Annotated in this window: 20 protein-coding genes and 1 pseudogene; 13 read left to right on the forward strand and 8 right to left on the reverse strand. The window is 73.5% G+C overall.

The window, feature by feature from the left end; all coding sequences use genetic code 11:
• The first annotated feature begins 164 nt into the window (after window positions 1-164).
• The 9 genes and pseudogenes from mtrA to QUE47_RS17250 all read left to right on the forward strand — a co-directional run bounded on the left by mtrA (window position 165) and on the right by QUE47_RS17250 (window position 11,144).
• Window positions 165-848 (forward strand): MtrAB system response regulator MtrA, encoded by a 684-nt coding sequence (mtrA, locus tag QUE47_RS10765; RefSeq protein WP_286217291.1) that lies wholly within the window; start codon window positions 165-167, stop codon window positions 846-848.
• A gap of 112 nt (window positions 849-960) precedes the next feature.
• A complete protein-coding gene (locus QUE47_RS16875; RefSeq protein WP_350227533.1) occupies window positions 961-1,542 on the forward strand; it encodes a hypothetical protein in 582 nt (193 codons plus the stop codon).
• Window positions 1,440-2,780, forward strand: a complete 1,341-nt coding sequence (gene mtrB, locus QUE47_RS16880; protein WP_350227747.1) for an MtrAB system histidine kinase MtrB — start codon at window positions 1,440-1,442, stop codon at window positions 2,778-2,780. The genes QUE47_RS16875 and mtrB overlap by 103 nt, the downstream gene beginning before the upstream one ends.
• Entirely contained in the window at window positions 2,777-4,561 is a 1,785-nt protein-coding gene (locus tag QUE47_RS10775; RefSeq protein WP_286217292.1) for an LpqB family beta-propeller domain-containing protein, read from the forward strand. Before mtrB ends, QUE47_RS10775 begins: the two co-directional genes overlap by 4 nt.
• 94 nt (window positions 4,562-4,655) lie before the next feature.
• Entirely contained in the window at window positions 4,656-5,543 is an 888-nt protein-coding gene (locus tag QUE47_RS10780) for a ComF family protein (protein ID WP_286217293.1), read from the forward strand.
• Between the two features lie 296 nt (window positions 5,544-5,839).
• Window positions 5,840-6,502 carry a ribosome hibernation-promoting factor, HPF/YfiA family gene (gene hpf / locus QUE47_RS10785; protein WP_286217294.1) on the forward strand — a complete coding sequence of 221 codons (663 nt, stop codon included), beginning with the start codon at window positions 5,840-5,842 and terminating at the stop codon, window positions 6,500-6,502.
• A 101-nt stretch (window positions 6,503-6,603) separates the two neighbouring features.
• Window positions 6,604-7,845 (forward strand): winged helix-turn-helix domain-containing protein, encoded by a 1,242-nt coding sequence (locus QUE47_RS10790; protein ID WP_286217295.1) that lies wholly within the window; start codon window positions 6,604-6,606, stop codon window positions 7,843-7,845.
• Between the two features lie 188 nt (window positions 7,846-8,033).
• Window positions 8,034-10,530: pseudogene (gene secA, locus QUE47_RS10795) on the forward strand (preprotein translocase subunit SecA); the annotation flags it as partial.
• A 401-nt stretch (window positions 10,531-10,931) separates the two neighbouring features.
• Window positions 10,932-11,144 (forward strand): SEC-C metal-binding domain-containing protein, encoded by a 213-nt coding sequence (locus tag QUE47_RS17250; protein ID WP_434019766.1) that lies wholly within the window; start codon window positions 10,932-10,934, stop codon window positions 11,142-11,144.
• An 88-nt stretch (window positions 11,145-11,232) separates the two neighbouring features.
• Here QUE47_RS17250 and QUE47_RS10800 read toward each other — a convergent pair whose 3' ends face one another.
• On the reverse strand, window positions 11,233-11,922 hold the full coding sequence (locus tag QUE47_RS10800; RefSeq protein ID WP_286217297.1) for an Rv3235 family protein: 690 nt from the start codon (window positions 11,920-11,922) through the stop codon (window positions 11,233-11,235).
• A gap of 241 nt (window positions 11,923-12,163) precedes the next feature.
• A complete protein-coding gene (locus QUE47_RS10805) occupies window positions 12,164-13,111 on the reverse strand; it encodes a LysM peptidoglycan-binding domain-containing protein (protein ID WP_286217298.1) in 948 nt (315 codons plus the stop codon).
• A 160-nt stretch (window positions 13,112-13,271) separates the two neighbouring features.
• On the opposite strand from QUE47_RS10805, the gene QUE47_RS10810 reads away from it, so the two are divergent.
• A complete protein-coding gene (locus tag QUE47_RS10810) occupies window positions 13,272-13,832 on the forward strand; it encodes a hypothetical protein (RefSeq protein ID WP_286217299.1) in 561 nt (186 codons plus the stop codon).
• On the opposite strand, the gene QUE47_RS10815 is transcribed toward QUE47_RS10810, so the two are convergent.
• Window positions 13,829-14,044 carry a helix-turn-helix domain-containing protein gene (locus tag QUE47_RS10815; RefSeq protein ID WP_286217300.1) on the reverse strand — a complete coding sequence of 72 codons (216 nt, stop codon included), beginning with the start codon at window positions 14,042-14,044 and terminating at the stop codon, window positions 13,829-13,831. The genes QUE47_RS10810 and QUE47_RS10815 overlap by 4 nt on opposite strands.
• A 134-nt stretch (window positions 14,045-14,178) precedes the next feature.
• On the opposite strand from QUE47_RS10815, the gene QUE47_RS10820 reads away from it, so the two are divergent.
• The 3 genes from QUE47_RS10820 (at window position 14,179) to QUE47_RS10830 (ending at window position 17,091) form a co-directional block, all read left to right on the forward strand.
• A complete protein-coding gene (locus QUE47_RS10820; RefSeq protein ID WP_286217301.1) occupies window positions 14,179-14,844 on the forward strand; it encodes a hypothetical protein in 666 nt (221 codons plus the stop codon).
• An 808-nt stretch (window positions 14,845-15,652) separates the two neighbouring features.
• Window positions 15,653-16,447, forward strand: coding sequence for a MinD/ParA family ATP-binding protein (locus QUE47_RS10825; RefSeq protein WP_286217302.1), 795 nt, complete (start codon window positions 15,653-15,655; stop codon window positions 16,445-16,447).
• A gap of 44 nt (window positions 16,448-16,491) precedes the next feature.
• Window positions 16,492-17,091: a DUF6912 family protein gene (locus QUE47_RS10830; protein ID WP_286217303.1), complete on the forward strand. Its 600-nt coding sequence runs from the start codon at window positions 16,492-16,494 to the stop codon at window positions 17,089-17,091.
• Window positions 17,092-17,096: 5 nt separating this feature from the next.
• On the opposite strand, the gene hisN is transcribed toward QUE47_RS10830, so the two are convergent.
• From hisN to QUE47_RS10855, 5 genes are read right to left on the reverse strand one after another with little or no spacing between them, the layout of a single operon-like run.
• Entirely contained in the window at window positions 17,097-17,885 is a 789-nt protein-coding gene (gene hisN, locus QUE47_RS10835) for a histidinol-phosphatase (RefSeq protein ID WP_286217304.1), read from the reverse strand.
• Window positions 17,886-17,888: 3 nt separating this feature from the next.
• The gene (gene rsgA / locus QUE47_RS10840; protein WP_286217305.1) at window positions 17,889-19,001 is read right to left on the reverse strand and encodes a ribosome small subunit-dependent GTPase A; all 1,113 of its coding nucleotides are present in this window, start codon (window positions 18,999-19,001) and stop codon (window positions 17,889-17,891) included.
• Window positions 18,998-20,458, reverse strand: a complete 1,461-nt coding sequence (aroA, locus tag QUE47_RS10845) for a 3-phosphoshikimate 1-carboxyvinyltransferase (RefSeq protein ID WP_434019678.1) — start codon at window positions 20,456-20,458, stop codon at window positions 18,998-19,000. Before aroA ends, rsgA begins: the two co-directional genes overlap by 4 nt.
• Before the next feature lie 10 nt (window positions 20,459-20,468).
• The gene (locus QUE47_RS10850) at window positions 20,469-21,101 is read right to left on the reverse strand and encodes a DoxX family protein (RefSeq protein WP_286217307.1); all 633 of its coding nucleotides are present in this window, start codon (window positions 21,099-21,101) and stop codon (window positions 20,469-20,471) included.
• Entirely contained in the window at window positions 21,098-21,658 is a 561-nt protein-coding gene (locus tag QUE47_RS10855) for a ferritin (RefSeq protein ID WP_286217308.1), read from the reverse strand. The genes QUE47_RS10850 and QUE47_RS10855 overlap by 4 nt, the downstream gene beginning before the upstream one ends.
• Window positions 21,659-21,751 lie beyond the last annotated feature (93 nt).

The raw sequence follows: 21,751 nt of genomic DNA on the forward strand, positions 1-21,751 counted from the left end.
GTACCGGACGATGGCCTGCGGCCCTTCGTCCACACCCCTGCGCGAGCCGGGTGCGTGACCGCTCCGACGCGCGGCGGCCGCCGATCACCGCCCGCCCTCGACGGGTCCGGCGCGCGTCCCGCGACGTCCGCCACGCCCGATGGCCACGATGGCATCATGGGGCCATGAAGCAACGCGTGCTCGTGGTCGACGATGATGCCGCCCTCTCCGAGATGATCGGCATCGTCCTCCGTTCAGAAGGATTCGAGCCGGCGTTCTGCGCCGACGGCGACCAGGCCCTCGAGGCCTTCCGCTCGGCGCAGCCGGACCTCGTCCTGCTGGACCTCATGCTCCCCGGCAAGGACGGGACCGAGGTCTGCCGCGCGATCCGCGCCGAGTCCGGGGTACCCGTGATCATGCTGACGGCGAAGACCGACACGGTCGACGTCGTGGTCGGCCTGGAGTCCGGGGCGGACGACTACGTGTCGAAGCCGTTCAAGCCCAAGGAGCTCGTGGCGCGCATCCGGACGCGGCTGCGTCGCACCGACGAGCCGTCGCAGGAGGCGCTGACGGTGGGCGACATCGACATCGACGTCCCCGGACACCGGGTGACGCGCGACGGCAGCCAGGTGTCGCTCACCCCGCTGGAGTTCGACCTGCTCGTCGCCCTCGCCCGCAAGCCCTGGCAGGTCTTCACCCGCGAGGTTCTCCTCGAGAAGGTCTGGGGGTACCGGCACGCGGCGGACACGCGGCTGGTCAACGTTCACGTCCAGCGTCTGCGCTCGAAGATCGAGCACGACCCGGAGAACCCCGAGATCGTCCTGACCGTCCGGGGAGTCGGCTACAAGGCCGGGCCCGCCCGCGGGTGACGCGGTGACCGTGGACCCGCCTGAGTCGCGACGTCCCGCGCGGCGGCGCCTTCCGTTCCCGCGCTCGGTCCGCCGTGCCGTGGTCAAGGGTGTGTGGCGCTGGCGCAGCTCCATGCAGCTGAGGGTCGTGTCGATCACGCTCGTCGTGGGTGTCGTGTCGGTGGCCGTGCTCGGCGCCTTCCTCTCGGAGTCGATCCGGGACGGGCTCTTCAAGGAGCGGCTGAGCGCCGTCGACGCCGAGAGCGCACGGTCGACGGCCCAGGCCAGGACCCAGTTCGAGGCCGCCAACCCCCAGTCGAGCTCTGCCGTCCAGCAGCTCCTCACGGACATGGTGCTGTCCCTGCAGTCGGCGAGCGCGGGGACCAGGGATGTCTTCCTCTGGCGCCCCGAGGGCGAGACCTCCACGGTCGTCGACGTGAGCACGGCGGACCGGTACGGGACCGTCATCACCCCCGAGATGCGCGAGGCCACCCTCGCCACGGCGGACGCGGCGAACGAGGTCCCCCAGGTCCTGCAGTCCGTCGCGATCGAGATCGAACCGGGGAGGACCCGACCGTCGTGCCGGGCGTCGTGGTCGGGACGACGGTCGACGTGCCGCGCGAGGGGACCTTCGAGCTCTACTACCTCTACTCGTTCGAGCCGGAGCAGGAGACGCTCGAGTTCATCCAGCAGACCCTGGTCATCGGCGCGGTGATCCTGCTGGCGATCCTCGGGCTGATCGCGTGGATCGTCACCCGGCAGGCCGTGGACCCGGTCAGTCGCGCGGCCCGTGTCGCCGAGCGGCTCGCGGACGGACGGCTCGACGAACGGCTCACGGTGCGCGGCCACGACGAGATGGCGACGCTCGCCCGGTCGTTCAACGAGATGGCGTCGAGCCTCCAGGACCAGATCACCCAGATGGAGGAGCTCTCGAAGCTGCAGCGCCGCTTCGTCTCCGACGTGTCCCACGAGCTCCGCACGCCGCTGACGACGATCCGCATGGCGAGCGAGCTCATCCACGACGCCCGGGACGACATGGACCCGATGGTCCGCAGGTCGGCCGAGCTCATGCACGCTCAGCTCGACCGGTTCGAGGAGCTCCTCGCGGACCTGCTGGAGATCAGTCGTTTCGACGCCGGAGCGGCGGTCCTCGACGCCGAGCGCGCGGACCTGCGGGAGGTCGCCAACTCGGCCGTCGAGCAGGCGCAGCCGCTGGCGGAGGCGAAGGGCGTGTGGATGTCGGTCCACCTCGGTGACGACATCGCCACGGCGGACGTCGACCCGCGACGGGTCGAGCGGATCCTGCGCAACCTCGTGACGAACGCGATCGAGCACGCCGAGGGGAAGCCGGTCGAGGTGACGGTCGCGGCCGACGGGCTCGCGGTGGCGGTCGTGGTGCGCGACCACGGGGTCGGCATGACCGTGCCCGAGGTCGAGCGCGTCTTCGACCGGTTCTGGCGGGCGGACCCTGCGCGGGCCCGGACCACGGGCGGCACCGGGCTCGGCCTGGCCATCTCGCTCGAGGACGCCCACCTGCACGGCGGCTGGCTCGACGCCTGGGGTCGGCCCGGCGAGGGCGCGAGCTTCCGGCTGACGCTGCCGCGGAGGGCCGGCATCGTCCTCGAGGCGTCGCCGTTGCCGCTCGAGCCCGCGGCGCCGACGGCGGCCCGCGGGTCGCAGGCGGAGCCGGCGGCGGTGACCGGGTCCCTCGACCAGGTGGGTCCTGCGGCGATCCCTGTTCTCGACACCGTGCCGGGCTCGGAGCCCGACGCCGTTCCGGACGTGGGCGACGGGGCGGTACCTCCGACGCAGCCCGCAGACCTGCCCGGTGCCCCTGACATGACCCTCGGCGCGCCCACGGACGTGGGCACGGGGCCGGACGGCGTGCCACGGCACGACGGGTCCGCGCGATCGGCGACGGACGCGAGCACGACGAAGGAGGGGCGACGATGACGTGTGGCACCGACGGGACCGACGGCCTCGGCGCGCCGATGGCACGAACCACGGCGACGGCGGTGCGGCGTGCGCTGGGCCTGGTGGTGGTCCTCGTGCTCACCGCGCTGTCTGCGGCGTGCGCGTCGATCCCGACGTCCGGCCCGGTCGTGGAGGGAGCGGCCGAGCCCGCCGCCCCGCTCCCGATCTTCCTCAGCCCGAACCCGCCGCCCGACGACGCGTCCCCGGAGCAGATCGTCAGCGGCTTCCTGAGCGCCCAGGGTGCAGGGACGACCAGCGACTACGACGTCGCGCGCGCCTATCTCTCGTCGGCGGCGTCCGAGTGGGACCCGAGCGTGACCGTCACCGTCTACGAGGGTGATCCGGGCCTCGAGATCGCCGAGGAGCCCGTCGAGGGCTCGGCGACGGTCACGGGCACGGTCTCCGTGGTCGGGACCATCGACGACCGGGGCATCTACTCGGAGGTCCGGGACGGGACGACGGCGGACCTCTCGTTCGGCCTCGAGCAGGACGACGAGGGACGGTGGCGCATCAGCGACGCCGAGGACGGGCTGCTGATCCAGAGCGGGATCTTCCCGATCCTCTATCAGCAGACCACCCTGTACTTCCCCACACCGGACCGGCGCTACTTCGTCCCGGACGAGCGGTGGTTCCCGAAGAGCCCGAAGTGGCAGACGTTCGCGGTGAGCGCCGTGCTCGCCGGTCCGGCGCCGTGGCTCCAGGACGCGGTCGTGAACGTCGCACCGCCCGGGACGACGCTCCTCCTGCAGACCGTCCCGGTCTCGGACGGCGTCGCGACCGTGAACCTGAGCGCGGCGGTCCAGTCCGCCTCGGCCGAGGACCGTTCCCTGCTCCAGGCCCAGATCCAGGCCGTGGTCGTGGGTTCGTACCCGCGCACGCAGCTGTTCGAGTCGATCCGTTCCGTCCAGCTGACCTCGGAGGGCACGGCGATCGACGTCGACACGGTCGACCCGCTGCCGACGGCGACCGTGGTCGGGGACGCGGTCGCCGTCTCGGGCGGTGAGCTCATGTCGGTCGACGGTTCGACCCTGCGCGCCGTCGACGGCGCGCCGTCCCTGGCCGGCACGGATCCGACGGCGATCGCTGTCGACGGCGACCTGGCCGCCGGTGGCTCCGCGACGGTCTACGTGCGCGACGGCGACGACTTCATCGTCGCGCTCGGCCCCGACGGTGCGCCCGAGAGCGCGCTGTTCGACGGGAGGGACCTCGTGGCGCCCAGCGTGGACAGGTTCGGCTGGGTGTGGTCGGGTCCCGCCGAGGGAACGCTCAGCGCGGTCTCCGGCGAGGGGGAGCGGGCAGGGATCGCCGCGCCCTGGTTGGACGACGTGACCTTGCTCGCCGTCGAGGTGGCCCCGGACGGCGCGCGCGCCGTCGTCGTGACGTCCGCGCCTGGCGGACCTCAGGTGCGCGTGACGGGGATCGTCCGCGACGAGAGCGGCAGACCTACGTCGCTGACGACCCCGGTGCGGATCGCGCCGTCCGTCGTCGACGTCCTGGACGTCTCGTGGACCGACGACACGAAGGTCGCGGTGCTGGGTCGCTCGGGCGGCGAGGACTCCGCCGTCGTCCAGCTCGCGGTGGTCGGCGGACAGACGACCGCGCTCTCCCGGGTCCCGGAGACGGTCGCGCTCACGGCGGGCAACGGCGAGCGGACCATCTTGGTTCTCGACGACAAGGGCGTGCTCTACGGGCGCTCGGAGTCCGCGACGATCTGGGTGCCGCAGGCCTCGGACGTCGACCTCGTCACCTACCCGGAGTGACGGACGGCGCGTCCACAGGACGCGTCGTGAGGGCGCCGTGCACGGGCCGGTGACCCGCGCGCCGCGGGCGGTGGTCCGCGGGCATCCTCGAGGCATGGCGGGCATGGCGGGCATGGCGGGCATGGCGAGCGACGCGGGCGACGCGGGCGCGGCAAGCATGGCGCGGGAGACGGGAGTCGGGCGTGACCCGGCAGCCGGACGCGACGGCGTCACGAGCCGGTTCCTGGCGGACTGCGCCGCTGCGCTGCGGCTCGTCGTCCCGGTCTCCTGCGCCGGCTGCGGAGCCTGGGACGCGCGCCTGTGCGAGTCGTGCCGGCGCGGCTTCGGGCCGCCCGTCAGGTGCGAGGGCTCCGCACCGCGGCTCGACCGGATGGACGGTTCGGTCCCGCTGCCTGTCTGGCGCTGCAGCCACTACCGCGGGCGGGTGCGCGAGGTCGTGCTCTCCTGGAAGGACCGTGGACGGGCCGATGTGGGGCGCGACCTCGCAGAGGTCGTCCGCGACGCGGCACGCCTCGTCAGGGATACGTGGGACCTCGATGAGGTCGTCGTGGTGCCCGTGCCGTCCGGGAGCCGGGCCCGCAGGTCCCGCGGCCGGTCTCCGACGACGGAGCTCGCCCGCGCGGTCGCGGACGGGCTCGCGCCCGGCGACGGACGGAGCCGGGCGGCCTCGCTCGTGGCCCCGGTCCTCGCGGCGCGATCCCGGCGTCACCAGGCGGGTCTGGGGGCTCGCGCGCGTGGCGGCAACCGCCGGGACGCGTTCGTCGTCAGGGCGATGCAGTCACGGGCGATGCCGTCGCGGGCACCGACGCCGCGAGCGCTGTCGGGGGCTGCGTGCCTGCTGGTCGACGACGTCCTCACCACCGGGGCCACGCTCGCCGCGTGCAGCGACGCGCTGCAGAGCGCGGGGGCGTCGGTCCTGGGGGCGATCGTGCTCGCAGCGACGCCGGCGGCGCACGGCCCGCCGGGAGGTGGCCGCGGGTGAGCGGAGTCTGCGGCAGAGCCTGCGCGAGGAGCGTCGAGGTGTGGAGCAGCGCCCAGGAGGGCTAGCCTGAGGGTGCCGGCGTGACGTGGTCGGAGTCGACCGCCACCGTCGGTGCTCGAGTCCGCGACGTGCGCGTTGTGCGTCGACATCTGTGAGGGTCGCGCTCCGCGGCCGGGGAGGTGATCAGCACCCGGCACCGGCCCGCGGTGCCGCGCAAGGACCAACGGGCCCAGCGCCCACACACCTACCTCGGTGAGCCCGCCCATGCCGGGCTCCGAGGAGCAGCGGAGGTTCACATGGAGATCGTCGTCGTCGGCAGGCACACCGAGATCCCGGAGCGGTTCCGTCGTCACGTGGAGGACAAGCTGTCGAAGCTCGAGTCCCTCGCGCCGACCGCCCAGCGGATCGACGTGGAGATCACCCACGAGAACAACCCCAAGCTGTCCGGGGTCCGCGAGCGCGTCGAGCTCACCGTCCGGGCCAAGGGCCCGGTCGTGCGAGCGGAGGCCGCCGCGGACGACCGTTTCGGCGCGCTCGACCTCGCGACCGCGAAGCTGCAGGAGCGCCTGAGGCGCACCCGCGACCGCCGCAAGGACCACCGGAAGAACACCGTCCAGCCGCCCGTCGACGTCCGCCCCTACGACCCCGAGCGTGACAAGCCGGCGCCGCCGCCCGAGCCGACGCACCCCGGCAACCCGGGAGACCTGGTGGAGAGCCAGCTCGGTGACTCGCCGGTCGTGATCCGGCAGAAGCTCCACAGCGCCACGTCGATGACCGTCGACGACGCCCTGTACGAGATGGAGATGGTCGGTCACGACTTCTTCCTCTTCGTCGACTCCGAGACGTCGCGGCCGTCCGTCGCCTACCGCCGCCGCGGCTGGAGCTACGGCGTCATCGCGATCGACACGGAGTGCGAGCACGTCGCCGCACCCCGCGAGGACGCACCTGCGCAGGCCTGACCCGCAGGTCCGCCCTGCAGCCCGTCGACCCCGGTCGCCCCAGCGGCGGCCGGGGTCGCGTGCGTCCGGTGCGACCTGTGGTCTCGGGGCAAGATGTCCGGATGGAGTCCATGTCGCTCGCCCAGGCGCGCCGAACCGCACTCGCAGCCCAGGGGCTGCACCGGCGCCGGCCGGTGGGGGCCCACGGACGTGACCGGGCCACGATGCGGGACCTCCAGCGGGTGGTGGACACGCTCGGGGTCCTCCAGATCGACTCGGTCAACGTCCTCGCCCGCGCTCACCTCGTGCCGCTGTACTCGCGGATCGGCCCCTACCCCACGGCCCTGCTCGACCGGGCCTCGGGCACGCCGCCCCGCCGGGTCCTGGAGGCTTGGGGGCACGAGGCGTCGTACGTCAGCCCCGAGGTGTACCGGCTGCTCGCCTGGCGCCGGGCGCAGGTCGACGGTGCCTGGGGGTCGATCCGCCGGGTCGCCGTCGAGCACCCTCGGGTGGTCGCGGACGTCCGGTCGCTGGTCGCCGAGCACGGCCCCGTGACGGCCTCAGCGCTGCACGCGCTCCTCGACGCGGAGCACGACGCCGCGCACGCGCCCGCCGACAAGGACTGGGGCTGGAACTGGTCGCTCGCCAAGACCGCCCTCGAGCACCTCTTCTACGTCGGGGAGGTCGCCGCGGCGCGCCGCAACGGCTCGTTCGAGCGCTGCTACGACCTGGCGGAGCGGGTCGTGCCGGCCGAGGCCCTCGCGCCGGTCGGCGACGCGGACGCCGTGCGAGGCCTGCTGGAGATCGGAGCACGAGCCCACGGCGTGGGGACGCTGCGGTGCTTCCGCGACTACTTCCGGCTCCGCGGCCCGCTCGTCCCGACGGCGCTCGCGGAGCTGGTCGAGGGCGGAGTGCTGCGCCCGGTGACGGTGCGGGGCTGGGACGCGCCGACGTACCTCCACCGGGACGCGACGTTCCCGAGGATCGCGAACGCGCGCACCCTGCTCAGCCCGTTCGACCCGCTGGTGTTCGAGCGCACACGGTTCGAACAGCTCTTCGGCGTGCGCTACCGGATCGAGATCTACGTCCCCGCACCCCAGCGCGTGCACGGCTACTACGTGCTCCCGTTCCTCGAGGGCGACCGGATCTCTGCCCGCGTGGACCTCAAGGCCGACCGGGCCGCCGGCGTCCTGCGGGTCCTCGCGGCCCACGACGAGCCGGACACCGGGGAGGCCACGCCGCAGGCGCTCGCGGCCGAGCTCGCCGAGCTCGCAGGGTGGCTCGGGCTGTCCGCGATCGACGTCCGGCCGCGCGGCGGCCTGGCGCCCGACCTGAGCCGCGCGGTCGGCGAGGTCTACGCCTGACGTCGCTCCGTCGTCCGGCACCGCGCACGCAGGTTCGCCGGAGAGCGAACGAGGGGACGGTTCGGCGGGATTCGTCGCCCGACGGCCCTACGATGGTCGATGGTGTGACATCGGCGACCCGCGAGGGAGCGGTGCCCACCCGCCACGCAGCCGGCCGGCCGTGCGCGCGATCGACACGGGAGAACTGCGTGCCTTCCATCTTCGAGAAGGCCCTGCGCTTGGGCGAGGGTCGGATCCTGAAGAAGCTCTCGGGCCTCGCCAAGCAGGTCAACGAGCTCGAGCCGAGCTTCACCGAGCTGACCGACGAGGAGCTGAGGGAGGAGACGGAGCGGTTCCGGGCACGCATCGCTGCGGGCGAGACGCTGGACAAGCTGCTCCCGGAGGCCTTCTCGGCCGTGCGCGAGGCGGCACGCCGCACCCTGGGCCAGCGGCACTTCGACGTGCAGCTCATGGGCGGCGCGGCGCTGCACCTCGGCAACATCGCGGAGATGCGCACGGGTGAGGGCAAGACGCTCGTGGCCACGCTCCCGGCCTACCTGAACGCGCTCTCCGGGGACGGCGTGCACGTCATCACCGTCAACGACTACCTCGCGAAGTACCAGAGCGAGCTGATGGGCCGCGTGTTCCGGTTCCTCGGGATGACGACCGGCTGCATCGTCTCGGGCCAGACGCCTGCCGAGCGGCGCGAGCAGTACGCGGCGGACATCACCTACGGGACGAACAACGAGTTCGGCTTCGACTTCCTGCGCGACAACATGGCGTGGTCGACGGACGACCTCGTCCAGCGCGGTCACAACTACGCGATCATCGACGAGGTCGACTCGATCCTCATCGACGAGGCGCGGACGCCGCTCATCATCTCCGGGCCCGCGTCCGGGGACACGAACCGCTGGTACGGCGAGTTCGCGAAGGTCGTGCGTCGCCTCGAGGCCGGCACCGACTACGAGGTCGACGAGAAGAAGCGCACCGTCGGCGTGCTCGAGCCGGGCATCGAGAAGATCGAGGACTACCTCGGCATCGACAACCTCTACGAGTCGCTGAACACGCCGCTCATCGGGTTCCTCAACAACGCGATCAAGGCCAAGGAGCTCTTCCGCCGCGACAAGGACTACGTCGTCCTCAAGGGCGAGGTCATGATCGTCGACGAGCACACCGGCCGGATCCTCGCCGGGCGGCGCTACAACGAGGGCATGCACCAGGCCATCGAGGCGAAGGAGGGCGTGAAGATCAAGGCGGAGAACCAGACTCTCGCCACGATCACGCTGCAGAACTACTTCCGCCTCTACGGCAAGCTCAGCGGTATGACCGGTACCGCCGACACGGAGGCCGCCGAGTTCCAGGGCACCTACGGTCTCGGCGTCGTCCCGATCCCGACGAACCGGTCGATGCAGCGCATCGACCAGAAGGACCTCGTCTACAAGAACGAGGACGGCAAGTTCGACGCCGTCGTCGCCGACATCGTCGAGCGGCACGCCGAGGGGCAGCCGGTCCTCGTCGGGACCACGAGCGTCGAGAAGTCCGAGCTGCTGAGCACGAAGCTGAAGAAGCAGGGCGTCCCGCACGCCGTGCTCAACGCGAAGCAGCACGCACGCGAGGCGCACATCGTCGCTCAGGCCGGCCGCAAGGGGGCTGTGACCGTCGCGACGAACATGGCCGGCCGCGGTACCGACATCATGCTCGGCGGCAACGCCGAGTTCATGGCCGTCGAGAACCTCGAGGCGCAGGGCCTGTCCCCGGTGGAGACCCCGGAGGAGTACGAGGCCGCCTGGCCCGACGCCCTCGCCGCGGCGCAGGAGGCCGTCGCCTCGGAGCACGAGGAGGTCACCGAGCTCGGCGGGCTCTACGTGCTGGGTACCGAGCGCCACGAGTCCCGGCGCATCGACAACCAGCTCCGTGGACGCTCCGGCCGTCAGGGCGACCCGGGCGAGTCCCGCTTCTACCTGTCGATGCAGGACGACCTCATGCGCCTGTTCAACTCGGGGCTCGCGGAGTCGATGATGCACCGCGCCGGGTTCCCGGACGACGTCCCGCTCGAGTCGAAGATGGTCACCCGCGGCATCGCCAGCGCCCAGAGCCAGGTCGAGTCCCGCAACTTCGAGATCCGCAAGAACGTCCTCAAGTACGACGAGGTGCTCTCGTCCCAGCGCAAGGTCATCTACTCGGAGCGCCGCCGGGTGCTCGACGGGGAGGACCTCCACGAGCAGGTCCAGCACTTCCTCTCCGACGTCGTCACGGCGTACGTCGACGGCGCGGCGGCCCAGGCCGCGAACGGGGACTGGAACCTCGACGAGCTCTGGACGGCGCTCAAGGCCGTGTACCCCGTCTCGATCACGGTCGACGAGGTGATGGAGCAGGCCGGGAACCTCGACGGCCTCGACCGGGAGCTTCTGCTGCGCGAGATCCTCTCGGACGCCCGCGTGGCGTACGCCGAGCGCGAGGAGTCCCTCGGGTCCGACAACATGCGTCAGCTCGAGCGCCGCGTCACGCTCTCGGTCCTCGACCGCAAGTGGCGCGAGCACCTGTACGAGATGGACTACCTCAAGGAGGGCATCGGTCTGCGCGCGATGGCGCAGCGCGACCCTCTGATGGAGTACCAGCGCGAGGGCTACCAGCTCTTCAACGCGATGACCGAGGCCATCAAGGAGGAGTCGGTCGCGTACCTGTTCAACCTCGAGGTCAAGGTGCAGGAGGCGCCGGTCGACGCCGGGTCGGCCGCGGCCGCGGCCGCGTCACCGCTGGGGCGCTCGCTCGCGTCGGGTGCCGCGAAGGCGCGCGCTGCGGGTGCTGCCGGGAGCGCGCCGGTGGTCGGTGCGTCGGCCGGCGCCCCGGCCGGGGGCGCGGATGCACCCGCTCCTGCCGCCGAGGCGGCTCACGCCGAGGTCGGCGGCGGGGAGGAAGACGGCGCGGTCGTCGACGGCCCGGCGGCGTCGGTCGAGGCGGAGGCCGGCGCAGCGGATACCGGCGCTGAGGCTGAGGCCGAGACGGGTGCCGGGGCCGAGTCCGGCGCCGACACCGAGGCGGGCGACGGTGGGCAGGAGACTGCCCCCGTCCTCGTCGCCAAGGGTCTCGACGGGCCGGACCAGGCGGTGCCCCTGACCTACTCCGCCCCCGACGAGAGCGGTACGGGCGAGGCCGTCACCTCCGGTGACGCCGCGCGGCGTGCCCGACGCGACCTGCACGGGGTCGCGTCGTCCGCGGAGAGCGACGGGCGCGCGTTCCCCGGGACGCCGAAGAACGCGCAGTGCCCGTGCGGGTCTGGCAAGAAGTACAAGGTCTGCCACGCGAAGAACGAGGCCTGACACCCGAGTCGTGCTCAGCCTCGGACGACGCTGATCGTCCCGAACCACAGGCTCCCGGCGTGCCCCTGCGCCGCCGGGAGCCTGTGGTTCATCCGATCTCGAGCGCCACCACGCGCCAGGACCCGCGGTGCTCCTCGACCCGCAGCGCGGCGGCGCGGACGCGGTCGCCGTCCTCGAGGACGACCGTGGACTCGGCGGCGGCCGGACCTAGCCGCACGGTCCGTGCACGGCGGACCGTGATGGGCCGGTGCTGGACGCCCGGGCCGCTCGCAGCCGTGAGACGAGCGCGCCGGCCGAGGACCTCGAGCGTCCCAGGAGAGAGCCAGCGGACGAGCTGACCCACCGGACGCTCGCCCCGGAGCACCTCGAGCGCAGTGCGGGCGACGGCGCAGCACGTCGCGGTGGGGTCGGTGAGGACGGTGCCGCCCGCCGCGGGTGCGGCGAGCGGCCGCCGGGCGACCCGTGCCGCGCCGGTCCGCACGTCAGCGGCCTCGAGCAGCGGAGGCGGGCCGAGAGGGCTCGACGCGGGGCGCGACCCCCGGGGCCCGGCCGGCGTCGGGCGCGTGCGCAGCGGCGTCGTCTCCCCGCCCGGGTGCGCCGCCGGCAGCGCTCGTTGGCGCACCGGACCGCGGGTCGGCGAGATGCTGCTGAGGCTCTCGAGCGTCGAGGTCTCCGTCGGGCTCTGGGTCTGGGTCGAGGTCGCCCTCGAGGACTGCGTCGGGGTCGGGTGCGAGGCGCCGGTCGAGGCGGAGATGCGGGTCGGGGCAGTGGTGCGCATGGGGTGCTCCAGGTCGGGAGGGGTCGCGACACCTCGCGACGGCGTGGCCGTCGGCGCTCCGCGTCGGTGCGGTCGCGTCGGGTCGGCCGGCTGTGCGGACGTCGGACGGTGCGAGGGTGGGAGGACGGGCGTGTCGGTGAGGGACCGCCCTGCGTGGCCGCGCGATCGGTAGACGATCTGCGGCAGGTGATCGGTGGCGGGGTGCGTGGCCGTGGCCGGGGCCGGTATGGCGGCCCGGTTCTCAGCGAGGTGCTGCGAGCACCTGGCCCGGGAGGATGAGATCCGGGTCCGTGCCGATGACGTCCAGGTTCGCCGAGTGCCACGAGGCGGTCGCCCGGGCGACGTCGGCGTCGGTGGCGTCGTCGGGGAGCTGAGCAGCGGCGATCGACCAGAGCGTGTCGCCGCGGACGACGACGTGCGGCTCCGGTCCGCCGCGGTCCACCGTGTTCGTCGACCGGCGTGATGCGGCGACGGCTCCCGTGGGTTCCATGTCGGTGCTGCTGCCGTAGCCGGCCCGCGTCCCGGTGGCGTGCGGTTCGCCGACGGTGGGGTCCGCCGTCGCGGATCTCGTGGCGCCGAGAGCCTCGGTCCCCGTCGCGGCCGGTGCGTGATCGGTGCCGGTGGGGCGCCACCCGAGCGAGGCGTGCGTGGCGGTGGCGCCGGCGCCGGTGCGTGCCCGTTCGTGCGGGTCCGCGGCGGTGGACGCCGTGGTCGTGCTCACCGAGACCGTCGGCTCCGGTGCGTGCTCAGCAGCGAGGGCGGCGGTCCCGCCCAGGCTCAGGCTCAGCCCGAGGCCTGCGCCCGCCGCGGCTCGCGCGGCCCGCCTGACCAGCACGGGTGCGTGCCGAGCGACGATCCTCTCGACGGTCGACCAACGCCGCCCGGTGACGTGCGCGAGGAGGCACACCAGGGCGGCGAGCGCGGAGACTGCGAACCACGCTGACGCGATGGCCCCCACCGTGGTCAGTGCTGCCTCGACGAGGTCCTGGACCTGCAGGACCGGGCGTCCCACGACCGCGAGGACGTGCGCGCCGAACGCTGTGGTGATGACCGACGCGGCCCCGGCGACCACGACGAGCTGTGCCGTCGGTCCGATGCGGCGGAGCTGCCCGCGCCGTCGCGGGCCTCCTGGTTGCTGCGTCCGTCCTGGGTGTTGCGCGCTTGCGCGCAGCACGATGTCGTCAGTCATCTCGCCCCCTGCGATCTGTGTGACTGTTATGCCTGTTTGATGTTGTTTGCCATGCTTTGCTGAGTTCGATCAAACCCGACCGTCGGTTCTTTGTCCAGACGGGCGTCTGGCATGTGGACGGCGGGACGGGGAGCGCGTCCGCCGTCGCTATGTTCCCGCGGTGCGTTGGGACAGGCTGGTCGACGACCTCACGGCACAGCTCGATGCCGAGGAGGCGCGTGCGAGCGCCGGGCTCGTCGCGGAGCTCACGCGCGCGGAGCGTGCGACGGTGACTCTCGCCGCACGGTTCGAGGCGAGCCGTGGCCGACTCGTCCAGGTGGAGATCGACCCGTCAGGGTCCGGGTCACCGTGGCGGGTCGAGGGCTCCGTGGCCGATGTCGCCGACGACTGGGTCCTGGTGGTCGAGCGGGGGAGGTCGCACCTGCTGGTGACCCGGTGGATCTCGGCCGTGCACGGGTTGGCGCGGGGGTCCGCGCCGGTGCGGGCACGACGAGCGGCGGGGCTGACCGCGGTGCTGCGCAGGGTCTCGGCGGCCCGCGAGACGGTGCGGATCCGGTCGACGACGTCCGACCTGACGTGCCGGGTGGTCGCCGTCGGGGCGGACCACGTGGACGTCGAGGTCGCCGGCCCGGGGACCGGACCGCACGCTTCTCGGCGACGACCGTGTCGCTCGGGTCGGTCGTCAGCGTCAGCGAGGTCGACTGAGGCGGCCGCGCGCTAGCCTGCTCGGCTCGCCGTCTCCAGCCGCTCGCGGGTCTGGGCGTACAGATGCTGGATGTAGGTCTCGAGCGCGGCGGCCTCGACGCGCCACTGGCCGCGGTGCCCCACCTGGATGGCGGGCAGCTCGCCGGAGCGCACCAGCTGGTAGGCCGCCCCTGCGGAGACGTTGAGCTCCTCGGAGACGTCCGCGAGGGTCAGGAATCGCTGAGGCATGACCGCAATGGTGGCACGTCTACGCCTGCCGACGGCGTCGTCCACAGGCTCGACCGCGCACGTCCCGAGGTTGGGAAGATGACTCGTCCGCGGGAGCAGCGCGGGCATCCGGATCGTCCGAGCCAGGGGGCACCATGCGTTCCAACCCGACCGCCCACGAGTCCGTCGTCCCGAGGGTCCGGCGACCCTCGTGGCGCGACCCGCGACTTCTCGTCGGGCTCGTCCTCGTCGCCGCCTCGGTCGTCATCGGGTCCTGGGCCGTCGCCTCCGCGGGCCGCACCGTCCCGGTCTTCGCCGCAGGGTCGGTGTTGACGCCGGGGGACGTCGTCGGGCCCGACGACCTCGTCGTGGCCGAGGTCCGGCTCTCGCCCGCCGACCTCGGTCGCTATGTGCAGGTCGCGGACGGCCTCGACGAGGGCTCGGTGGTCGTGCGCACGGTGGGCGCGGGGGAGATCGTCCCGACAGCCGCCCTCGGCCGGCCCGAGGGTGTCGCCGTCAGCCCGGTCGCCTTCGAGGTCGGGGCGGCGCTGTCGGACAGGGTCTCCGAGGGCGCGCCGGTGGACGTCTGGTTCGTCCCCGAGGAGGCAGCGGCGTCCGTGGCGGACCACGGGTCCCCGGACGCTCCTGTCGCCCTCGTCCGCGGCGGTGTGGTCGACGAGATCGCGGACGAGTCCGGCTCCTTCGTCGTGGGCTCGACCGTCGTCGTGCAGGTGCTCGTCCCCGACGAGGAGCTGCCCGGGGTGCTCGCGGCGACGGCGGGACGGGGTTCCGTCCGGATCGTCCCGGCGGTCGGGGCATGACAGGGCTCGGCGGCACGACGACACGACCGTCCGTGCCGGCTCCCGTCCGCGTCCTGTGCGCGCTGCGCGGCCCGATCGAGTCTCAGGTCGTCGCCGGGCTCACGGAGGCGGCTGCGGATGTCGAGGTCACCCGTCGCTGCGCCGACGTGATCGAGCTGCGGGCCGCCGCGGCCGCAGGGCTCGGTGGCCTGGCGCTCGTGTCGGCGGACCTCGACGGGGTGGATCGCGACGTGCTCGCGGCCCTGACCGCGAGCGGCGTGAGGAGCATCGCCGTCGGCGGCTCAGAGCACGACCTGCGCCGCGCCCGCGCCCTCGGCTTCGACACCGTTCTCCCGGGGAGATCAGCGTCGCCGAGATCGTCGACGCGGTGGCCACGCTCCCCGGTTCCGTCGAGCACGTCCGCGGTAGCGACACGGTCGTGCCGGACGGCGTCGGGCCACCGGGCTCGGGCGGTCCGGCCAGGCGGGGCGAGGGTCCTGACGGTCCGGACCGTGCGCCCGACGTCGCCGGCGTCGTCGTCGCGGTGTGGGGTCCGACGGGCGCGCCGGGCAGGACCTCCATCGCGGTGAACGTGGCGGCCGAGCTCGCCAGGACCGACGACGGGTCTGCCGGCGGTCGGGCCCGGCGGCGCGGTCGGTCAGGTCGCCGCGGCGTCGGCCGTGCTCGCACGGGCCGTGCCTCCCGTCGGCGGCACGGCGCGGTGGACGATGCGTCCGCCGCCGGATCCGACCCTGGATCAGGCCTCGTCCCTGGTGCGGGACCTGCCGATGGTCCGGTTGCTGCTGCAGGTGACGCGGGTCGTGCCCGCGTGGGCACCGGTCGCTCGGTCCTCCTGGTCGACGCCGACACGTACGGCGGATCGGTCGCCCAGCACCTCGGTCTGCTCGACGAGTCCCCCGGCATCGCGGCCGCCGTCAGGTCCGCGGGGCGCGGCCGGCTCGAGCCGGACGGGCTGCGCGCGCTGGCGCCCGAGGTCCTGCCGGGGGTGCGGGTCCTCACGGGCATATCGCGTGCGTCCCGCTGGTCCGAGGTGTCCGGCGCCGGCCTCGACCAGGTGTGGGAGGTGGCGCGCCGCACCGCGGACTGGACCGTGGTCGACTGCGGGTTCGGGATCGAGCGCGACGGGTCGCCCGGCTTCGACGGAGGCGCCCCCGAACGGGACGGGGCGACGCTCGGTGCGCTGCGATCCGCCGACGTGCACCTCGTGGTGGGCAGCAGCGACCCGATCGGGCTGCAGCGCCTCGTCCGTGCCCTCGGCGACCTGGACGAGCTGACCGAGCTGACCGAGCTGACCGAGCAGGCCGGGACGGGTCGGCGGACACCTCGCGTCGTGGTGGCCAACCGGGTGCGCGCGGGCGTCGCGGGTGCGGGCCCCCGGCGGGCCGTCCGAGACGTCCTCGCACGCTTCGCCGGGGTGGAGGAGCCAGTGCTCGTCGACGAGGACCGGCCGTCGTTCGACGCCGCCGTGCTCGGGGGCAGGACCCTCGGGGAGGTGCGACCCGGCTCTGCCGGTCACCGTGATCTGGTGGCGCTGACCGAGGCGGTGCGCTCCGTGGGGGAGTCCCTGCTCGACGACCGTCGGCAGGCAGCGCCCCTCGCCTGAGCGTGCCTCGCCCACGTCGGGCGTGCAGCGGGCAGACTGGTCCCATGCGACTTTACGTACCGGCCACCCTCGACGAGCTCGACACCGTGGAGGTCGACGGCAGGTCGGCGCGCTGGGACCTCGGCCCTCGTCGCGCCCATGCCGTGACGCCGCGGCTCGTGAGCGCGCCGGAGAACGAGGACGAGGACGACGAAGGTCTGGAGTTCGTCGCGGCGCTCGAGGCGGCCGACGACTCGCTCGCGCTCGTCGTGGCCCGTGGCACGGCACCGCGCCAGCGGCTCGTGGTCACCGTCGAGGTGCCGGACGACGCCGTGTCGTCGGCAGCGCCGGGCCCCGGCGACGGGCCGGATGCGATCGCGCCGAGCGCGGTGGACGTGAACCGCGAGGTGGCGGGGGCCACGGTCGTCTGCGTCCATGCGGACGAGGTCGAGGCGGCTCTCGACATCGAGGCCGTGCTGAGCGCGGTGGACGCGTCGATCGCGGGCGGCACCGGAGCCGGCGCCGACACAGAACCCGGCGCGGCCGAGTCGGCTCCGGAGGCCGAGCAGGACGCCGTGGATGTCGCGATCGAGCGGGTCACCGACCGGTCGATGCTCTGGTACGACTGGACCGAGATCCCCGAGGTGCCCCGCGCGGCCCGGTAGTCGCGTCAGTCCCGCGCTGCGAGCCGGTCGAGCACCGTCTCGTGGAGTCGGCCGTTCGTCGCGACCGCGTCACCACCGAACGGTCCGGGCGCACCGCTCAGGGACGTGAAGCGTCCGCCGGCCTCGGTGACGATCGGGACCAGCGCCGCCATGTCGTGCAGCGCGAGCTCCGGTTCCGCCGCGATGTCCACCGCACCCTCGGCGACGAGCATGTAGGACCAGAAGTCACCGTAGGCGCGGGTACGCCAGGCGGAGCGGCCGAGGTCGAGGAGCGACTCGAGGCGCCCGCGCTCCTCCCAGCCGCCGAGGCTGGAGTACGAGAACGAGGCGTCGGCGAGCTGCTCGACCTCGGAGACGTGCATCCGGCTCGCGGCGGCGAGCGACTTCCCGGTCCAGGCGCCCGAGCCCTTCGCAGCCCACCACCGGCGTCCGAGAGCGGGGGCGGACACGAGCCCGACGACGGCCTCGTCGCCGTCGAGCAGCCCGATCAGCGTGGCCCACACCGGTACCCCGCGGACGAAGTTCTTGGTCCCGTCGATCGGGTCGACGACCCAGCGTCGGCTGCCGTGGCCGGTCTCCCCGAACTCCTCGCCGACGATCGCGTCGCGGGTGCGGGCGTGGTGCAGGGTGGCCCGGATCATCTCCTCCGCCGCCGTGTCGGCGTCGGTGACGGGCGTGGTGTCAGGCTTCGTCGAGACCGCGAGGTCGAGCGCCTTGAACCGCGAGAGCGTGTGGGAGTCGACCTGGTCGGCGATCGTGTGGGCGAGCCTGAGGTCGTCGTCGTACCTGGTCATGCGTCACACCGTAGCGGTCCGGGCCCCCAGCACGCGGCGGAACGACTCGACACGCACGGACCGGAACGCACGGGACGGCGTCCCCGCCGACGGCGGGAGGTCCTCACCCTGCTCGACCCAGGCGTCGAGGGCGCAGTCAGGGGCGTCGGCGGTGTGGGTGCATCCCCGAGGGCACTCGGTGGCCGCCTCGGCCAGGTCCTCGAAGGCAGCGAGGAGGCCGTCGACCTCGACGTGCGCGAGACCGAAGGACCGCACGCCCGGGGTGTCGACGATCCAGCCCCCGCCGTCCGGGAGCGCCAGCGCGACGGCGGACGTGGACGTGTGCCGGCCTCTCCCGGTCACGTCGTTGACGACGCCGGTGGCTCGGTCCGCGTCCGGGACGAGTGCGTTGACCAGGGTCGACTTGCCGACGCCCGAGTGCCCGACGAGGACGGAGAGGCGACCCGCGAGGGTGTCCTGCAGCGGTCCGAGGGGACCGACCCCGGCGCCGTCGGGCTGCCGCTCCGTGACGACGACCTCGACGCCGAGCGGCTCGTAGAGCTCGCGCAGGGGCGTCGGGTCCGCGAGGTCGGCCTTGGTCAGGCACAGGGTCACTGCCATGCCCGCGTCGTACGCCGCGACGACGCACCGGTCGATCATCCGGGTCCGTGGCTCGGGCTCGGCGAGGGCGGTCACGATGACGAGGCGGTCCGCGTTGGCGACGATGATCCGCTCGTAGGGGTCGGTGTCGTCCGCCGTGCGGCGCAGCACGGTCCGGCGGTCCTGGATCCGGACGATCCGCGCGAGGGTCCCGTCGGCCCCCGACGCGTCCCCGACGACGTCGACCAGGTCGCCGCAGACGACGCGTTCGCGGCGGAGCTCGCTGGCGCGCATCGCGAGGACGCTGCGCGGGCCCTCCGTCACCTCGCGACCGTCGGTGGATCGCGTGCCGGGTGTCCCGTCGGTCGCTCCAGGTCCCGCCCCGACGAGGAGCGTGTACCTCCCACGGTCGACCGCGGTGACGAACCCGGTCACGGCGTCCTCGTGGTCCGGTCGGCGCTTGGTGCGTGGACGGGAGCCCCGCTTGCCGGGCCGGTCCCGGAAGTCGGACTCGTCCTGCGGGCGTCGTGGGCTCACGGCGCGCCGACGGTCGCGGCGGCGCCGCAAGAATCCCGGTCGGCCGCAGTGCCGGCTGCTGTGCCGGTTGTCGTGCCGGCTGTCGTGCCGGCCGTCGTGCCGGGGAGGCCGAGCATCCGGTCCCAGAGCCCGGTGAAGCCGGGCAGGGTCTTGGCGGTGGTGGCGACGTCCTCGACCTGCACGCCGGGGACGCGGAGCCCGAGCATCGCGCCGGACGTCGCCATGCGGTGGTCGTGGTACGTGCGGAACACGGCGCCGTGCAGCGGGCGCGGCGTGATGACCAGACCGTCGGACGTCTGCTCGCAGCGCCCGCCGAGCCGGGTGATCTCGGTCGCGAGCGCGGCGAGCCGGTCGGTCTCGTGCCCCCGCAGGTGGGCGATGCCGCGGAGCCGGCTGGGGGAGCCGGCGAGGGCGGCGAGGGCGGCGATGTTCGGGGCGAGCTCGCCGGCGGCGCGCAGATCGACGTCGATGCCGTGGATCTCGCCCGAGCCGGTGACGGTCAGGACGCCGTCCCGGAGCTCGGCGGCGCCGCCCATGCGGGTGAGGAGGTCGGGCAGGAGCGCGCCCGGCTGCGTGGTGCTCGTCGGCCACCCGGTCACGCTGACCCGGCCACCGACGATCAGCGCCGCCGCGAGGAACGGCGCGGCGTTCGACAGGTCGGGCTCGACCTGGAGATCTCTGGCGGCGATCGGCCCGGGAGCGACCTGCCAGATCGCGTCGCGGCTGTCGTCCACCGCGACTCCCGCGTCGCGCAGGACGGCGACGGTCATCTCGATGTGCGGGAGGCTCGGCAGGGTGCGTCCCGTGTGGCGGAGCACGAGGCCCTGGTCGAACCGTGCGGCCGCGAGCAGGAGGCCGGAGACGAACTGGCTCGACGCCGACGCGTCCACGTCCACGGCGCCGCCCCGCACGCTGCCGTGCCCGACGACGGTGAAGGGCAGGTGCCCCGGCTCGCCCCCGAGTGGCGCGCCGTCGTCCACCCGCACCCCGAGGGAGCGCAGCCCGTCGAGCACGGGCCCCATCGGTCGGACGCGGGCCCCGGCGTCGCCGTCGAACCGCACGGGCCCTGAGGCGAGCGCAGCGACCGGAGGGAGGAACCGCATGACCGTCCCGGCGAGCCCGCAGTCGACGGTCGCGCCGCCGGAGACGGGCGCGGGCGTCACGTGCAGCGTGCTGGGGACGTCGCCCTCGGTGACCGTGGTGCCCATGCTCCGCAGCCCGGCGATCATCAGGTCCGCGTCGCGGCTGCGGAGCGCACCCCGCAGCACGCCCGGGCCGTCGGCGAGCGCCGCGAGGACGAGCAGCCGGTTCGTCAGGGACTTGGACCCCGGCACCTCGACGATCGCGTCGAGCCCGCCGCGGACCGAGCCGGCACCGCCCGCCCGCGAGACGCTCGGCGCCTCCCAGACCGGAGGTCGTGGATCGTCGTGCGCGGGCTCGGTGGCGGTGGAGGGCATGTCCGTCAATCTAGTGGACGTCCGGCAGGGCCTTCCGCGCGGTCCGTGCCGCGCGCCGGGCGGAGTCCTTCGCCTCGTGCGCCTCGAGCTTGATCGCACGGGCGGCGTCCTTGGCGGCGTGCCGGCTCTTGCGGGCGGCGCCCGACGCGGCGTCCTCGAGGCTCGACCCGGCGTCGTGCACCCGCTTCGAGAGCTCGAGGTCCTTGCGGGCCTTGTCGACCCGCCAGGCGACTCCGGGGCGTCCCTCGAGGTCTCCGGTGGCGAGCAGCGCGGCGCCGACGGCGCCGACCCGGCGGACGAACTTCGGCGTGCGCTCGCGCCGCTCGGCCTTGGAGCCGGTGAAGGGCTGGTCGACGACCGCGAGCGGCAGCGTGAGGGCGACGAGCGTGAGCGCGGAGCTGCGCGGCGCCTTGCTCAGGGCGAACGAGAGCCCTGCCACGGCGGTCGCGACTCCGTGCGCCCTGACGACGAGGGCGAGCTTCTTGTCGTCGAGGTCGGGGACGTCGTCCACCACCGACCCCACCAGGGCGACGCCCTGGCGGGCGGACTCGAGGTGCTCCTCGGGATGCAGCGCGGCCTGCACGCCGTCGTAGACGAACCAGGACGCGAGCATGGGTCGTGCGAGACCCCTCAACAGCTTCACAGCGCACCTCCGGCGGTCTCGGGAGCATCGGTATGGTCTCCGCCGTCACCGATCGTCTCGCGGGCGACGAAGTTCTCGAGGTCGAAGAGGTTGTCGCCGGCACGCTCGGCGACGGTCAGGAGCGTGGTCGCGGACGCGACCTCCTCGACCTGCTCCTTGAGGAACCACAGCATGAACTGCTCGCCCATGGCGTCGCCCTCCTCGCGGGCGGCGCGGAAGATCGCCTCGATCTGCTCCGTCACCTGCTTCTCCTGGGCGAGGGCGAGGCGCAGCGGCTCGACGACGGCGTAGAAGTCGTTCTCGACGGCGCTCGTCCCGGGGATCTGCACCGGGATGTCGCGGTCGAGCATGTACTGGACGATCATCATCGCGTGGTTGCGCTCCTCGAGCGACTGCCGGTAGAAGTGCGCTGCGAGCCGCGGCAGGTCGTTCGCGTCGAACCACACGGCGATCGCGATGTACTGCTGGTGGGCGTCGAGCTCGTGGCCCACCTGCTCGCGCAGCAGCGTGAGGTAGCGGGAGCCGGTCTCGGTCTCGGGGGCTTCAGTGGTGCTCATGGGGACACGGTAGCGATCCCGCACGACACTGACACTCCAGGCCGGCCGTCAGGACGGTCGCCCCGGCCCCACGGTGCCCGAGGTCCGGGAATG

Source organism: Paraoerskovia sediminicola (assembly GCF_030296575.1).
Taxonomy (GTDB): Bacteria; Actinomycetota; Actinomycetes; order Actinomycetales; family Cellulomonadaceae; genus Paraoerskovia; species Paraoerskovia sediminicola.

Coding starts and splice junctions, on each gene's coding strand:
- QUE47_RS10855 (WP_286217308.1), bottom strand. CDS start 21,658: ATGAGCACCACTGAAGCCCCCGAGACCGAGACCGGCTCCCGCTACCTC.
- mtrA (WP_286217291.1), top strand. CDS start 165: ATGAAGCAACGCGTGCTCGTGGTCGACGATGATGCCGCCCTCTCCGAG.
- QUE47_RS10805 (WP_286217298.1), bottom strand. CDS start 13,111: ATGACTGACGACATCGTGCTGCGCGCAAGCGCGCAACACCCAGGACGG.
- QUE47_RS16875 (WP_350227533.1), top strand. CDS start 961: ATGCAGCTGAGGGTCGTGTCGATCACGCTCGTCGTGGGTGTCGTGTCG.
- QUE47_RS10830 (WP_286217303.1), top strand. CDS start 16,492: ATGCGACTTTACGTACCGGCCACCCTCGACGAGCTCGACACCGTGGAG.
- QUE47_RS10790 (WP_286217295.1), top strand. CDS start 6,604: ATGGAGTCCATGTCGCTCGCCCAGGCGCGCCGAACCGCACTCGCAGCC.
- QUE47_RS10820 (WP_286217301.1), top strand. CDS start 14,179: ATGCGTTCCAACCCGACCGCCCACGAGTCCGTCGTCCCGAGGGTCCGG.
- QUE47_RS10780 (WP_286217293.1), top strand. CDS start 4,656: ATGGCGGGCATGGCGGGCATGGCGGGCATGGCGAGCGACGCGGGCGAC.
- hpf (WP_286217294.1), top strand. CDS start 5,840: ATGGAGATCGTCGTCGTCGGCAGGCACACCGAGATCCCGGAGCGGTTC.
- aroA (WP_434019678.1), bottom strand. CDS start 20,458: ATGCCCTCCACCGCCACCGAGCCCGCGCACGACGATCCACGACCTCCG.
- QUE47_RS10815 (WP_286217300.1), bottom strand. CDS start 14,044: ATGCCTCAGCGATTCCTGACCCTCGCGGACGTCTCCGAGGAGCTCAAC.
- QUE47_RS10800 (WP_286217297.1), bottom strand. CDS start 11,922: ATGCGCACCACTGCCCCGACCCGCATCTCCGCCTCGACCGGCGCCTCG.
- hisN (WP_286217304.1), bottom strand. CDS start 17,885: ATGACCAGGTACGACGACGACCTCAGGCTCGCCCACACGATCGCCGAC.
- QUE47_RS10775 (WP_286217292.1), top strand. CDS start 2,777: ATGACGTGTGGCACCGACGGGACCGACGGCCTCGGCGCGCCGATGGCA.